This is a genomic window from Microbacterium paludicola (genome assembly GCF_039529675.1).
Classification (GTDB): Bacteria; Actinomycetota; Actinomycetes; order Actinomycetales; family Microbacteriaceae; genus Microbacterium; species Microbacterium paludicola.
The window spans coordinates 184,344-198,291 of the sequence record NZ_BAAANG010000019.1; the positions used below are offsets into that span (position 1 = coordinate 184,344).

The following is a 13,948-nucleotide window of genomic DNA, read 5'->3' on the forward strand; positions in this document are numbered from 1 at the left end:
CTACTTCGCGGCGGCGGTGCTTGTGGCGGCGGCCTGGTGGTGGATGACCTCCGACGCAGGCGGTTCGCTGACGTCGACGAAGTCGGTGGGGTCTTCCGAGTGTAGCGCGTCGCCGTCGCCTCGCTCGCGTCCGGGCACGTACGGCGAGGGCTCGACACCGAGGTGACGGCGCTGCACGACCAGGATCACGATGCCGACGAGGACGCCGAGGATGGCCGCCCACACGTTGGTGCGCAGGCCGAAGTAGATCTCGCTCGGGTCGATCCGGATCGACTCCCACACGATGCGTCCGAGGCTGTACCAGATCAGGTACAGCGCGAACAGGCGGCCCCACTGCAGGCGCAGGCGGTTGCCGATCCAGAGCAGGAAGATGACGCCCAGGACGTTCCAGATCACCTCGTAGAGGAAGGTCGGGTGGAAGAGCGTGCCCTCGGGCAGGCCCTCGGGGATCGCCGTGTTCTCCGGGTCGATCTCGAGGCCCCAGGGAAGGTCGGTCGGCCAGCCGAACAGCTCCTGGTTGAACCAGTTGCCGAAGCGGCCGATCGCCTGGGCGAGCAGCAGGCCCGGGGCGAGGGCATCGGCGAACGTCCAGAACCGCACGCCGGTCCAGCGGCATCCGAGCCAGGCACCCACGGCGCCGCCGATGAGCGCGCCGAAGATCGCGATGCCGCCCTCCCAGATGCGGAAGACCGCCCAGATGTCCGTGCCCTCGCCGAAGTAGAAGCCGGGGTGCGTGAGGACGTGGAAGATGCGCGCGCCGATGATCGCGAGCGGCACGGCGAGCAGCGCGATGTCGATGACGACCCACGGCTCGGCGCCGCGCTTCGTGAGCCGGTGGTTCGTCATCAGCGTCGCGACGACGATGCCGGCGATGATGCACAGCGCGTAGAAGTGGATGCGCAGCGGGCCGAGGTCGATGTAGCTGATCGGCGGGCTGGGAATGCTCGTCACGACGGACGCGAGCGCGGAAGACAGCATGATGCCGAGTCTAGTTCGACGGACGCGGGGTACCGGACGCCAGCTCGCGCGTGACGGCCGCGAGCTGCTCGACGCCGCCGTCGCGCAGCGCGCGGACGAGGGCGGTGCCGACGATCGCGCCGTCCGCGTACGTCAGGACGTCCGAGATCTGCTGGGCCGTCGAGATGCCGATGCCCACGCAGGCGCGGGCGGCGCCGTGGGCGCGCAGGCGCTCGACGAGCGTGCGGGCCGCCGCGTCCAGCTGGGCGCGCTCGCCCGTGATGCCCATCGTCGAGACCGTGTAGACGAAGCCCGTGGTGTTGCGGACCACGAGGTCGAGGCGCTCGTCGCTCGAGGTCGGCGCGGCGAGGAAGACCCGCTCCAGGCCGGTCCGCTCGCTGGCGGCGATCCACTCGGGCGCCGCCTCGGGCGTCATGTCGGGCGTGATCAGGCCCGCGCCGCCGGCGGCGAGCAGGTCGTCGGCGTAGCGGTCGACGCCGTACTGCACGACGGGGTTCCAGTACGTCATCACCAGCACGGGCACGTCGGTGCGCGCGGTGATCTCGCGCAGCGCCGTGAACAGGTCGCGCGTGCGGAAGCCCGCCGCGAGAGCGGCCTGCGTTGCCTCCTGGATGAGCGGGCCGTCCATCACCGGGTCGCTGTAAGGCGGGCCGAGCTCGATGATGTCGACGCCGTTCTCGGCGAGGGCGACGGCCGCGTCGATGCTCGTCTGCAGGTCGGGGTAGCCGACGGGCAGGTAGCCGACGAACGCGCCGCGTCCCTCCGCGTGCGCCTTCGCGATCGCGTCCTCCACGACACTCACTTCGACTCGCTCCGCTCGCTCAGTACATCGCATGCCTGCGCCCCCTGCGTCCCGTGTTCCTGCGCGGCCTGCGCATCGTCGTACAGCTCGAAATAGCGCGCGGCGGTGTCCATGTCCTTGTCGCCCCGACCCGAGAGGCAGATGGCGATGATCGCGTTCGGGCCCAGCTCGCGGCCGATCCGGAGGGCGCCTGCGAGGGCGTGCGCCGATTCGATCGCGGGGATGATCCCCTCGGTGCGGCTGAGCAGGCGCAGCGCCTGCATCGCCTCGTCGTCCGTCGCGGGGATGTACTCCGCGCGGCCGATGTCGGCGAGCCAGGAGTGCTCGGGTCCGACGCCCGGATAGTCGAGGCCGGCCGAGATCGAGTGGGACTCGACCGTCTGGCCGTCCTCGTCCTGCAGCACGTAGGTCCGCGATCCGTGAAGCACGCCGGGGCGGCCGCGCTCGATCGACGCCGCATGACGCGGGGTGTCGACGCCGTCACCGGCGGCCTCGACGCCGTAGAGCTTCACTCCCTCGTCGTCGAGGAACGCGTCGAACATGCCGATCGCATTCGAGCCGCCGCCCACGCACGCGAAGACCGCATCCGGGAGGCGCCCGGCGCGCTCGATGAGCTGGGCGCGCGCCTCCTCGCCGATGATCTTCTGGAAGTCGCGCACCATCGCGGGGAACGGGTGCGGGCCCGCCGCGGTGCCGAAGATGTAGTTTGTGGTCTCGACGCTCGCGACCCAGTCTCGGTAGGCCTCGTTGATCGCGTCCTTGAGGGTGCGCGATCCGGTCGTCACCGGGATGACCTCGGCGCCGAGCAGGCGCATCCTGGCGACGTTCAGCGCCTGGCGCTCCATGTCGACCTCGCCCATGTAGATGGTGCACTCGAGGCCGAACAGCGCGGCGGCGGTGGCCGTGGCGACGCCGTGCTGACCGGCACCGGTCTCGGCGATCACGCGGGTCTTGCCGAGGCGCTTGGTGAGCAGCGCCTGACCGAGCACGTTGTTGATCTTGTGCGAGCCCGTGTGGTTGAGGTCCTCGCGCTTCAGGAAGACCCGCGCTCCCCCGGCGTGCTCGGCGAAGCGCGGCACCTCGGTCAGTGCCGACGGCCGGCCGGCGTAGTCGGCGAGCAGCCCGGCGAGTTCGTCGCGGAAGGCGGGATCGGCGATCGCCTCGGCGTGGGCGAGCGCGAGCTCGTCGATGGCCGCGACGAGCGACTCGGGCATGAACCGTCCGCCGAAGTCGCCGAAGAACGGGCCGTGCTGGTCGCGCAGGCTTGTGGTGTCGCTCACGATCCGGCCTCCAGGAATGCGTTGAGAGTGGCCACGGGGTCGCCCGTCACGAGCGCCTCGCCGATGAGCACCGCGTCGGCGCCCGCCGAGCGGTAATGGGAGACGTCGGCGGGCGTCAGCACCGCCGACTCGGCGACCTTGATGGCGCCCGCAGGGATCTTCTCGACGAGCCGGCCGAACAGATCGCGGTCGAGCTCGAACGTCGACAGGTCGCGCGCGTTCACCCCGATGAGGTCGGCGCCGAGATCCGCGGCGCGGGCGACCTCGTCGGCGCTGTGCGCCTCGACGAGGGGGGTCATCCCGAGCTCCCGGACGAGGCCGTAGAGCTCGGCGAGCACCGGCTGGTCCAGCGCCGCGACGATCAGCAGGACGAGATCGGCACCCGCTGCCCGTGCCTCGAGCACCTGGTACGGCGTGGCGATGAAGTCCTTGCGCAGCACCGGCACCGAGACCGCCTGCCGCACCGCGGTGAGGTCGGCGAGGCTTCCCTTGAACCGCCGCTGCTCGGTGAGCACGCTGATCGCCGAGGCGCCGCCCTGCTCGTACAGCCCTGCCTGGTGGGCGGGATCCGGGATGGCGGCGAGGTCGCCGCGCGACGGGCTGGCGCGCTTCACCTCCGCGATGATGCGAACGCGTGCGGCGGGTGCCAGCGCGGCGAGGGCGTCGCGGGCGGGCGGCTGAGCGAGAGCCGCGCTCTCGACCTCCGCCAGCGGGCGGGTGAGCCTGCGGTTCTCCGCGTCCTCCACCGCGCCGGCCGTGAGGTCGGCGAGCAGCATCAGTGGGCCTTCGTCGTGTACTTCGGTCCGTTGGCGCCGTAGCCGGCCTTGGTCATGATCCAGCCCACGAGAGGGCCGACCACGAGCAGACCGACGGCCACCCAGAAGAGCGCCCAGACGTCGATGAACAGAGCCACCGTGCCGAGCGAGATCGCGACCAGCATGATGATGACGGCCGTCCAGGCGGCGGGCGAGTGTCCGTGACCGGGGTCGTCGGTGTGGTTGCTCATCGCGTATGTGCTCCTTCGATGCGTGGGACCTCTGAAAGTCTATCGGGCGCGCGGGGTGCCATCCGATGCGGGCGGACGGCCGACGCCCAGGATGTCGTCCCTCGGCCGCTGTCAGCGGGTCGGGTCGTCGCCGCGGGACAGATCGTCCCAGGAGTCGACGGCATCCAGCGTCGTGTCCTCGGTGCGAGCGACCGGCTCGGCCGTTGCGGCATAGCGGCGCCCACCGCGGGTCCACTGGTGCGCGGTCGCCAGCACCGCCAGTCCCGCGAGTCCGAGCACCACGGCCGCGACGATCGTGACGAGGGGCCACGGCGTCGCCGCGACGTCGTACACGACGCCCGCCACCGCCTCCGTTCCCGCCAGGCCGGTGCGCTCGGTCACGGCGGGGGCGACGGCCGACAGCGGCGGCGCGACGAGCATGGGCGCCGACAGCGCGATCACGGCGCCCGCGACGACGACGGCGAGGGCGCCGAGGACGTAGCGGAGCACGCGTCCGACAAGGGTCAGCACGAGCCCGAGTGCGAGGGCGGTGAGCATCAGCGGCTGCAGCACGGGCACCGCGATGGATCCGGAGACCGGCAGCTCGCCGTCGGCGAGCCTCGCGACGGCCCACGTCTGGGTCGAGCCGATCAGCCCGATCGCGCCCGCCGCCAGGATGGCGACGACGGTGAGCGGACGGGCGCGCGTGCGCAGGCTCACGTCGCGGGGGTCCCGTCGAGGTCGGCCGCGACCGCGCCGAGGTCGCGGCCGTCGAAGCAGGTGCGGGTGCCCGTGTGGCAGGCCGGGCCGGTCTGCTCGACCTTCAGCAGCACCACATCGCCGTCGCAGTCGAGGTTCGCGGAGACGACGCGCTGGATGTTGCCCGAGGTGTCGCCCTTGCGCCAGTACTCCTGACGCGAGCGGGACCAGTACGTGACACGGCCGGTCGTGAGGGTGCGGCGCAGCGCCTCGGCGTCGAGCCAGGCGAGCATCAGCACCTCGCCGCTGTCCCACTGCTGCACGATCGCCGGCACGAGGCCGTCGGCGTTGAACGCGACGCGGGCGATCCGCTCGTCGAGGTCACGCTCGGCGCCTGTCGCTTCGCCTCGCTCCGCTCGCTCAGCAACCGGATCAGTCATCGCGCGTCGATCCCCTCCGCGCGCAGCGCGCGCTTCACATCGTCGATCGTCAGCTGGCCCGAGTGGAACACGCTGGCGGCGAGCACCGCATCGGCGCCCGCGGTCACCGCCGGCGGGAAGTGCTCGGGGGCACCCGCTCCTCCGGACGCGATCACGGGAACGCTCGAGAGCTCGCGCATCAGGCGGATCAGCTCGAGGTCGAAACCCTGCTTCGTGCCGTCGGCGTCGATCGAGTTGACCAGCAGCTCACCCGCGCCGCGGTCGATCGCCTCGCGGGCCCACGCGAGGGCATCCAGGTCGGTCTCGGTGCGGCCGCCGTGGGTCGTCACGACGAATCCCGAGGGCGTCCGAGACGACCGCTTCACGTCGAGCGACAGCACGAGCGCCTGCGCGCCGAAGCGGTCGGCGATCTCGCTGAGCAGGTCGGGGCGCGCGATGGCGGCGGAGTTCACTCCCACCTTGTCGGCCCCGACGCCCTGCAGGCGCGCAACGTCGTCGGTCGTGCGGACGCCACCGCCGACCGTCAACGGGATGAACACCTCCTCCGCCGTACGCCGGACGACGTCGTACATCGTCGCGCGCTCGTCGACCGTGGCGGTCACGTCGAGGAAGGTGAGCTCGTCGGCGCCCTGTTCGAAGTACTCGCGCGCGAGTTCGACGGGATCGCCCATCTCCCGCAGGTTCTCGAAGTTCACGCCCTTGACGACGCGACCGGCGGCGACGTCGAGGCACGGGATGACGCGCGTGACCACGCTCATCGTCAGAGCCTCGCGTTGTCGATCGCGGTGACGAGGATGGCGCGCGCGCCGAGCTCGTACAGATCGTCCATCACCCGGTTGACGCCCTTGCGGGGAACCATCACGCGCACTGCCACCCACTCGGGATCGCGCAGCGGCGAGACCGTGGGCGACTCGATTCCGGAGGCGATCTCGACCGCGCGGTCGACGAGCTTCGCGGGGAGGTCGTAGTCGACCATCACGTACTGGCGGGCGACCATCACGCCGCGCAGGCGGCGCAGCAGCGTGTCGACGCCGGCGCGCTCGTGCGGGCCCTGGATCAGCACCGCCTCGGACTCGAGGATGACCGGGCCGAAGATCTCGAGACCCGCCTGGCGCAGGGTCGTGCCGGTCTCGACGACGTCGGCGATGGCGTCGGCGACGCCGAGCTCGATCGCGGACTCCACGGCACCGTCAAGCGGGACGAGGTCGGCCGCCACCCCGTGGCTGTCGAGGAACGAGTCGACGAGGCCGGGGTACGACGTCGCGATGCGCGCGCCGTCGAGTGCCGCGACATCCGCGAACCGGCCGGGCACCGCCGCGAACCGGAACGTCGACCGTGCGAATCCGAGGGTCTCGATCTCCCGCGCGGGCATGCGGGCGTCGAGCAGGAGGTCGCGGCCGGTGATGCCCACGTCGAGCGCGCCGAGCGCGACGTACGTGGCGATGTCGCGCGGACGGAGGAAGAAGAACTCGACGTCGTTGGCCGAGTCGATGAGGTGGAGCTGCTTCGAGTCGCGACGACCGGCGTAGCCGGCCTCGGCGAGCATCTCGGCGGCGGTCTCGGACAGGGATCCCTTGTTCGGGACGGCGATGCGGAGCATGTCAGCTTTCAGGAAGGGGGTCGACAGGGCTGGAGGCGAGCTCACAGATGTCGGTAGACGTCGGCAGGCGTCAGGCCCTTCGCGATCATCATCACCTGCAGGTGGTAGAGCAGCTGCGAGATCTCCTCGGCGGCCTCGTCGTCCGACTGGTACTCGGCGGCCATCCAGACCTCGGCCGCCTCCTCCACGATCTTCTTGCCGATCGCGTGGACGCCGGCATCCAGCTGCGCGACGGTTCCCGAGCCCTCGGGGCGCGTCTGAGCCTTCTCGCTCAGCTCGGCGAACAGGGCATCGAAAGTCTTCACGCATCCACTTTAGAGGCTCGCTTCGCTCCCTCGTCGCACGCGCTCGGGCACCCGCTTCGCTCGCACGAGGGTACTGAACGCGGGACGGCAGGGGTCAGTGGGCGTGGGCGGCGGCGGCGAGGGAGCGGAGGCCCGCGATCGCGCCGTCGATGTCGTCGGCCCCGAACACGGCGGATCCGGCGACGAAGGTGTCGGCGCCCGCCTCCGCGGCCTGCGCGATGGTGCCCGCGGCGATGCCGCCGTCGACCTGCAGCCAGACGTCCGCCCCACGGCGGCGGGTCTCGTCGGCGAGACGGCGCAGCTTCGGCATCGTCTCCGGCATAAAGCCCTGCCCGCCGAAGCCGGGCTCCACCGTCATCACCAGGATCTGGTCGAACTCGTGGAGGTGCTCGAGGAGGCCGTCCACCTCGGTGCCGGGCTTGACCGCCACGCCCGCGCGGGCGCCGATCTCGCGCAGCCGCCGGGCCAGCGCGACCGGGTCGGCGGCGGCCTCGAGATGGAAGGTGACCGACGCGGCCCCGAGCTCGGCGTAGCCGGGAGCCCAGCGGTCCGGATCGTCGATCATCAGATGCACGTCGAGCGGCACGGGACTCGTCGCCTGGATCCGCTCGACCATCTGCGGCCCGAACGTGAGGTTCGGCACGAAGTGGTTGTCCATCACGTCCACGTGCACAAAATCGGCCGACGCGATCCGCGCGAGCTCGGCCTGCATGTTCACGAAATCGGCCGCGAGGATGCTCGGGTTGATGCGGGGGGCGTCAGGTAGCGACATCGGTCGGGTCCTCCGGATCGGATCAGCGGGTCTTGCGGAGCAGGGCGAGGAACATCGCGTCGGTGCCGTGGCGGTGCGGCCACAGCTGCGCGCTCCCCGCACCCGACGCCGGCGTGGGCAGGTCGATGGCGCCACGCGACACGCGCCGCAGCACGGCGCGGGCGTCGAGCTCCTCGACCGCGTCGCCCAGCTCCTCGCGCACCTGGGAGACGATCGCGGACGTCTCCGCGAGATGCGGCGAGCACGTCACGTATGCGACGGTGCCGCCCGGCCTCAGCGCGGCGAACGCCGCGCGCAGCAGCCCCGCCTGCACCACGGCGAGATCCGCGACGTCGCTCGGCTGCTTGCGCCAGCGCGCCTCCGGCCGCCGGCGCAGGGCGCCGAGACCGGTGCAGGGGGCGTCGACGAGGACGCGGTCGTACGTCCCCGCGCGCTCGGCAGCGAGCTCGCGCCCGTCGGCCTCCGAGACGTCGACCTGCAGGGGGATCGGGGCGATCGCCTTGCGCACGAGACCGGCGCGGGCGGGAACGAGCTCGTTCGCATCCAGGTGCGCGCCGTGAGCCAGTGCCTCGGCCGCGAGGAGCGCCGTCTTGCCACCCGGGCCCGCGCAGAGATCGAGCCACCGCTCCCCCGGCTCGACCGGGGCGAGCCGGGTCAGTGCCAGGGCGACGAGCTGCGACCCCTCGTCCTGCACGCGCACGGTGCCGCCCGAGGCGCGGACGAGCGGCTCGGGGTCGCCGGCGCGGAGACGGAAGCCGACCGGCGAGTAGGGCGTGCGGGTTCCGTCGGTCTCGGCGAGGCCGGGCAGCGCGGCCATGGTCACGCGCGGCGAGACGTTGTCGGCGTCGAGCAGGTCGTCGAGCTCGTCCGCACGCCCCTCGGCGGCAAGCGCGCGACGCAGGGCGCGGACGATCCAGACGGGGTGCGACGACTCGAGCCCGATGCGCTCGTCATCCGATCGCGCCGTGTCCGCGATGCGCGTGAGCCAGTCGCCCGGGTTCTCCCGCGCCACACGCCGGAGGACGGCGTTGGCGAAGCCGGCGGCGCTGGCGCCTGCCGTCTCGCGAGCGAGCTCGACGGACTCGTTCACCGCGGCGTGGGAGGCCACGCGGGTCGCCATCAGCTGATGGACGCCCAGACGCAGCGCGTCGAGCACGGGCGCGTCGACCGTTGCCGGGTCGCGGTCGGCCGCGAGAGCGATCACGGCGTCGTACGTGCCGAGGCGCCGAAGCGTGCCGTAGGTCAGCTCGGTGGCGAGGGCGGCGTCTCCGCCCGAGAGCCCCGCCCGCTCCAGCTCGCGCGGAAGCAGCAGGTTCGCGTAGGCGTCCGAATCCTGCACGGCGCGCAGCACGGCGAACGCCACGCGGCGCGCGGGCTGCACCTGGCGCCAGGCCTTGTCGCTCGGCCGCTGTGCGCGGCGATTCCGCGGCGCGGGGGACGACGTACGGTGCCCGTCGCCTCGCCGGGCGCCGCCTTCGCGATGCTCGACCATCAGGCCTCGCCTCCCAGCACGACGGTGCCGCGCGTGCCGCGGGCCCAGTCGCTCGCGGCCATCGCCGCCTTGCCGGCCGGCTGCACCCGATCGACCAGGATCGGATCGGTGCCCGTCCCGACGAGGATGCCGCCCGCGACCGGGGCGACCTCGCCGGGCGCCAGGTGGCCGGCGCCGTCGGCGCGGCGGGCGGCGAGGATCTTGAACCGGGCGCCGTCGAGCGTCGTGTGGGCCCCCGGCTCGGGGGTCACCCCGCGGAACCGGTCGAGGACGCGCTCCGCCGGCTCGCTCCACGCGAGAAGCCCGTCGTCGATCGTCAGCTTCGCCGCGTGCGTCGGCTCGCCGACCTGGGGGGTCGCGACCGCCGTGCCCGCGGCGATGCCGGCGACGACCTCGGTCAGCAGCCGGGCGCCGCTCTCGGCGAGGGCCTCCAGCACGTCGCCCGCGGTCGCGTCCTCCGGGACGTCGTAGCGCAGTTCGCCGAACACGTCGCCGGCATCGAGCTCGGGCACCAGCCGGAACACCGCGGCACCCGTCACGCGGTCGCCCTCGATCAGCGCGCGCTGCACCGGCGCCGCCCCGCGCCAGCGCGGCAGCAGCGAGAAGTGAAGGTTGATCCAGCCATGCGGCGGCTGCGACAGCAGCGGCTCTCGGACGAGGCCGCCGTAGGCGACGACGACCGCGAGCTCGGGCCGCAGCTGCGTGATCCGCTCGGTGGCCTCAGCATCCAGTCGCGCCGCCTTGATGACCGGAAGACCGAGCTCCGCGGCCGCTGCGGCCACCGGCGAGGGCGTCATCACGCGCTTGCGTCCCAGAGGCGCGTCGGGGCGGGTGACCACGGCGGCGATGTCGTGGCCGGCGGCGTGCAGCGCGCGCAGCGACGGGACCGCCACCGACGGCGTCCCCGCGAACACGATCCTCATGCGTTCAGCGGTCACTGCTCCCCCGTCTCGCGGCGCACCAGCCTGCGCCTCACCCGCTCCGCGGGGCTCATCCGGTGCCATTCACAACTCCGGCTCGACGATGTCGAGCCTGGCCGTGAGTATATTCCGCGGCGCCCGCGACTTCGCCGAGCCCCGGCGCGACGAGCGCGCGTTCACCGCCTCGGTGACGACCGACGCGCGCAGGCTCGCGGCGACGGCGGCGCCCCGGGAGTAGTCGAAGCGGATGAGCGCCCGCGCGCCTGGCCAGCCCTGGCGATCGAGCGGCACGGGCCCGAGGACCGCGTCGGTCGGCAGCTCGGGGACGTCGGCACGGAGGGTGGAGAGCGCGCGATCGACCGCCGCGACGTCTCCCTCGATGCGTGCGACGCGGGCCGTGGGCGGCATCCGCAGCGGCGCGCGGTCGGCGAGCTCGGCGCGGGCGTAGGCGGCCTGCGTCCAGGTCGCGAGCGCCCGCCCGACCGCGCCGCCCACCCCGACGAGGTGGACGGGAGCCCCCGGGGCCGCCAGTGCCGCCGCGTTCGACCACCACCGGAGGCACGCCTCGCCGATCCTCAGCTCCGGCGCCTGCAGCATCCGGTCGCCGTCGAGCAGCAGCACCGCCCGGTACCCGCCCTGGGCGATGGGTTCGGCGCCGCGCGTCGCGACGACAAGGGCCGGACGGTCGTCGACCTCGAGCACCGGATGGGCGCCGTCCGCCACGATGACGCGCGCACCGGGGAACGCGCGCCCCAGCTCATCCGCCGTCCGCTCGCTGCCGGATGAGGCGAGGCGCACGCGGGGCGAGGAGCACGCCGCGCACGTCCATGCGGTGGCCGAGCGGCCGCACCAGCCGCACACCGGGGTCGCGCCCCGGCCGGGAGCATGCAGCGGGCCGCCGCAGTGCCGGCAGCGCGCGGGAGCACGGCAGTCGGCGCACACCAGCGTCGGGGCGTACCCGGGGCGCGCGACCTGCACGAGCACCGGGCCGTGCTCGAGGCCCTCACGCGCCGCGCGGAACGCCGCCGACGGGATGCGGGCTCCGGGGCGCTCGCTCTCGTTCACCGCGCTCAGGATGACGTTCGGCGCGTAGCGCCGGGCGGCCGGCACGTCGCGCACCCAGCCGAGCGCCACCAGCCGCTCCACGTCGGCCGTGCGCGTGTGCCCGGCCAGCAGCAGGGCCGGGGAATCCCCCGAGTCGGGGTCGGCGAGCTCCTGGCGCACAAGAGCGGCGTCGCGGGCGTGCACGTAGGGTGCGAGCTGCTCCTCGTACAGGGGATCGCCGTCGTCCCACAGCGCGATGAGTCCGAGCCGCGCGACGGGCGAGTACACGGCCGAGCGGTTGCCGATGACCACGCACGGCGCATCGGCGAGCGTCCGGAGGAACCCCCGATAGCGCTCGGGCCCGGTCTGCTGGGCGTCGTGACGCACCACCGCGTCGGCGGGCAGCGTCTCGAGCAGCGCACCGTGCAGCGCGTCGAGGTCGCGGTGGTCGGGCACCACGAGCACCACCGAGCGCCCGGCGGCGAGCACCACCGTCGCCGCGGCCGAGATCAGCGCGGTCCACGCCGGACGGGCACCCTCGAGCCGGGGCGGCGCGTCCACGGCGAGGCGGCCGGACTCCTCGAGCCCCTCCGCGAGCCCGGGGTACGCCGCCAGCAGCGCGTGGGCGGCCTCCACCCGACCCTGAGGCACCACCGGAGCCGGCGGCGGGTCGCCCGCGAGCCACTGCTTCTCGACCCGTACCTGGCGCTTCGGGATCGCGAGCCGCAGGATGTCGACCGCCGACCCCGCCGCACGGTCGGCGACGCGCCGGGCGAGCGCGTAGAGCCGCGGCGGCAGCACCTCGGCCGCCGACACGACGGAGTCGAGCTCGGACAGCGGCCTGTCGCCGTCTGCCTCGTCGCCGATCTCGACCACGTACCCGTCGACGACGCGGCCGGCGGTGCGCAGCGGCGCCTTGATCCGGACGCCCGGAACGCACTCGCCGGCCAGCTCATCCGGGATCGCGTAGTCGAACAGCCGGTCGAGCTGGGGCAGCGGCGAGTCGATCAGCACGCGCGCGACGCGGCGCGACACGACGGCTCCCCTTGTCCGCTCGGGTCAGAGGCCGGCGGCGCGACGCAGGTCGTCGACGCGCGTCGTCTGCTCCCACGTGAAATCGGGCAGCTCCCGGCCGAAGTGACCGTACGCGGCGGTCTGCGCGTAGATCGGGCGCTTCAGGTCGAGCTGCTCGATGATCGCGGCCGGCCGCAGGTCGAACACCGACCGGATCGCGTCGACGATCACGTCGTCGGACACGGCGCCCGTGCCGAACGACTCGACGTACAGGCCGACGGGGTTCGCCTTGCCGATCGCGTACGCGACCTGCACCTCGAGGCGCTCGGCGAGGCCCGCCGCGACGGCGTTCTTGGCGACCCAGCGCATCGCGTAGGCGGCCGAGCGGTCGACCTTCGACGGGTCCTTGCCGCTGAACGCGCCGCCGCCGTGGCGCGCCGCGCCGCCGTAGGTGTCGATGATGATCTTGCGGCCGGTGAGCCCCGCGTCGCCCTTGGGGCCGCCGGTGACGAACGGGCCCGCGGGGTTGATGTAGAGCTTCACGCCCTCGAAGTCGAGCCCCGTCTGCTCGAGCACGGGGCGGATCACGCGCTCCTCGACCTCGGCGCGGATCTCGTCCTGCGTCATCTTCGGGTGGTGCTGCGTGGACACCACGACGGCGTCGACCGTCTTCGGCGTGAACCCCTCGTAGCCGAGCGTGACCTGCGTCTTGCCGTCGGGACGCAGGAAGGGCATCTCGCCGTTGCGGCGCACCTCGGTGAGCCGCTCGGCGAGGCGGTGGGAGGCCCACGCGGCCATCGGCATGAGCTGCGGTGTCTCGTTCGCCGCGAAGCCGAACATGATGCCCTGGTCGCCCGCGCCGAGCTCGTCGTAGTGATCCGACGAGCCCTCGCGCGTCTCGAGCGCCGTGTCGACGCCCGCCGCGATGTCGCTCGACTGCTCGCCCACCGACACGCTGACGCCGCAGGAGTCGCCGTCGAAGCCCATGTCGCTCGACGTGTAGCCGATGCGGTTGATCACGCCGCGCACGATCGCGGGGATCTCGACGTACGCCTCGGTGCGGATCTCGCCGGCGACGTGCACGAGGCCGGTCGTCACGAGCGTCTCCACCGCGACGCGGCTCTCGGCGTCCTGCGCCAGCAGCCCGTCGAGGATGCTGTCGGAGATCTGGTCGCAGATCTTGTCGGGGTGACCCTCGGTGACGGACTCCGACGTGAAGAGGCGAAGGCTCATGCTGCTCCTAGGCGAGGCGTTTCGGCGGGCGGTGTGCGACCGGTGACAGGGCTCAGACGAGAAGGTGGTCGCCACCCATGATGGGGGCGACCACCGACATCAGGTCAGGCGCGTGTCACTCGGCGTGACGCAGGCGCAGCTTGTCCTGGTGGATCTCGTGGAGCGCGATCGTCAGCGGCTTGTCCTCGACCGACGAGTCGACGAGCGGGCCGACGTTGTCGAACAGGTTCCCCTCGTGGAGATCCGTGTAGTAGTCGTTGATCTGGCGGGCGCGCTTCGCGCCGTAGATCACGAGCTGGTACTTCGAGTCGACCTTGTCGAGCAGCTCGTCGATGGGCGGGTCGATGATGCCCTTGTTCTCCGTGGTCATGCGGAACCTCCTGG

Annotated in this window: 16 protein-coding genes; all 16 read right to left on the reverse strand. The window is 72.7% G+C overall.

All coding sequences use genetic code 11. The features are described from left to right. The 16 genes from lgt to rpoZ all read right to left on the reverse strand — a co-directional run bounded on the left by lgt (position 1) and on the right by rpoZ (position 13,934). Positions 1 to 978: a prolipoprotein diacylglyceryl transferase gene (gene lgt, locus ABD161_RS10530; RefSeq protein WP_344002347.1), complete on the reverse strand. Its 978-nt coding sequence runs from the start codon at positions 976 to 978 to the stop codon at positions 1 to 3. 10 nt (positions 979 to 988) lie between these two features. Continuing rightward, the gene (trpA, locus tag ABD161_RS10535) at positions 989 to 1,780 is read right to left on the reverse strand and encodes a tryptophan synthase subunit alpha (protein ID WP_344002350.1); all 792 of its coding nucleotides are present in this window, start codon (positions 1,778 to 1,780) and stop codon (positions 989 to 991) included. Continuing rightward, entirely contained in the window at positions 1,777 to 2,994 is a 1,218-nt protein-coding gene (gene trpB / locus ABD161_RS10540; RefSeq protein ID WP_344002518.1) for a tryptophan synthase subunit beta, read from the reverse strand. Before trpB ends, trpA begins: the two co-directional genes overlap by 4 nt. 62 nt (positions 2,995 to 3,056) lie before the next feature. Next, positions 3,057 to 3,833, reverse strand: coding sequence for an indole-3-glycerol phosphate synthase TrpC (gene trpC, locus ABD161_RS10545; RefSeq protein WP_344002521.1), 777 nt, complete (start codon positions 3,831 to 3,833; stop codon positions 3,057 to 3,059). Between the two features lie 2 nt (positions 3,834 to 3,835). Next, positions 3,836 to 4,066, reverse strand: coding sequence for an HGxxPAAW family protein (locus ABD161_RS10550; protein ID WP_344002353.1), 231 nt, complete (start codon positions 4,064 to 4,066; stop codon positions 3,836 to 3,838). Positions 4,067 to 4,177: 111 nt separating this feature from the next. Beyond that, positions 4,178 to 4,765, reverse strand: a complete 588-nt coding sequence (locus tag ABD161_RS10555; protein ID WP_344002356.1) for a Trp biosynthesis-associated membrane protein — start codon at positions 4,763 to 4,765, stop codon at positions 4,178 to 4,180. Next, positions 4,762 to 5,184 carry a phosphoribosyl-AMP cyclohydrolase gene (hisI, locus tag ABD161_RS10560; RefSeq protein ID WP_344002360.1) on the reverse strand — a complete coding sequence of 141 codons (423 nt, stop codon included), beginning with the start codon at positions 5,182 to 5,184 and terminating at the stop codon, positions 4,762 to 4,764. Before hisI ends, ABD161_RS10555 begins: the two co-directional genes overlap by 4 nt. Beyond that, positions 5,181 to 5,942 (reverse strand): imidazole glycerol phosphate synthase subunit HisF, encoded by a 762-nt coding sequence (gene hisF, locus ABD161_RS10565; RefSeq protein ID WP_135113093.1) that lies wholly within the window; start codon positions 5,940 to 5,942, stop codon positions 5,181 to 5,183. Before hisF ends, hisI begins: the two co-directional genes overlap by 4 nt. 2 nt (positions 5,943 to 5,944) lie before the next feature. Then, positions 5,945 to 6,784, reverse strand: a complete 840-nt coding sequence (gene hisG, locus ABD161_RS10570) for an ATP phosphoribosyltransferase (RefSeq protein ID WP_344002363.1) — start codon at positions 6,782 to 6,784, stop codon at positions 5,945 to 5,947. 41 nt (positions 6,785 to 6,825) lie between these two features. Next, entirely contained in the window at positions 6,826 to 7,089 is a 264-nt protein-coding gene (locus ABD161_RS10575; protein ID WP_135113089.1) for a phosphoribosyl-ATP diphosphatase, read from the reverse strand. 94 nt (positions 7,090 to 7,183) lie between these two features. Beyond that, complete coding sequence (gene rpe, locus ABD161_RS10580) at positions 7,184 to 7,861, reverse strand: ribulose-phosphate 3-epimerase (protein ID WP_344002367.1); 678 nt, start codon at positions 7,859 to 7,861, stop codon at positions 7,184 to 7,186. A 22-nt stretch (positions 7,862 to 7,883) separates the two neighbouring features. Further along, positions 7,884 to 9,353: an RsmB/NOP family class I SAM-dependent RNA methyltransferase gene (locus ABD161_RS10585; protein WP_344002370.1), complete on the reverse strand. Its 1,470-nt coding sequence runs from the start codon at positions 9,351 to 9,353 to the stop codon at positions 7,884 to 7,886. Beyond that, positions 9,353 to 10,276, reverse strand: a complete 924-nt coding sequence (gene fmt, locus ABD161_RS10590; protein ID WP_344002524.1) for a methionyl-tRNA formyltransferase — start codon at positions 10,274 to 10,276, stop codon at positions 9,353 to 9,355. Before fmt ends, ABD161_RS10585 begins: the two co-directional genes overlap by 1 nt. 81 nt (positions 10,277 to 10,357) lie before the next feature. Then, positions 10,358 to 12,352 carry a primosomal protein N' family DNA-binding protein gene (locus ABD161_RS10595; protein ID WP_344002372.1) on the reverse strand — a complete coding sequence of 665 codons (1,995 nt, stop codon included), beginning with the start codon at positions 12,350 to 12,352 and terminating at the stop codon, positions 10,358 to 10,360. 24 nt (positions 12,353 to 12,376) lie between these two features. Beyond that, on the reverse strand, positions 12,377 to 13,564 hold the full coding sequence (gene metK, locus ABD161_RS10600; RefSeq protein WP_135113079.1) for a methionine adenosyltransferase: 1,188 nt from the start codon (positions 13,562 to 13,564) through the stop codon (positions 12,377 to 12,379). Between the two features lie 115 nt (positions 13,565 to 13,679). After that, positions 13,680 to 13,934, reverse strand: a complete 255-nt coding sequence (rpoZ, locus tag ABD161_RS10605; protein WP_055988299.1) for a DNA-directed RNA polymerase subunit omega — start codon at positions 13,932 to 13,934, stop codon at positions 13,680 to 13,682. Positions 13,935 to 13,948 lie beyond the last annotated feature (14 nt).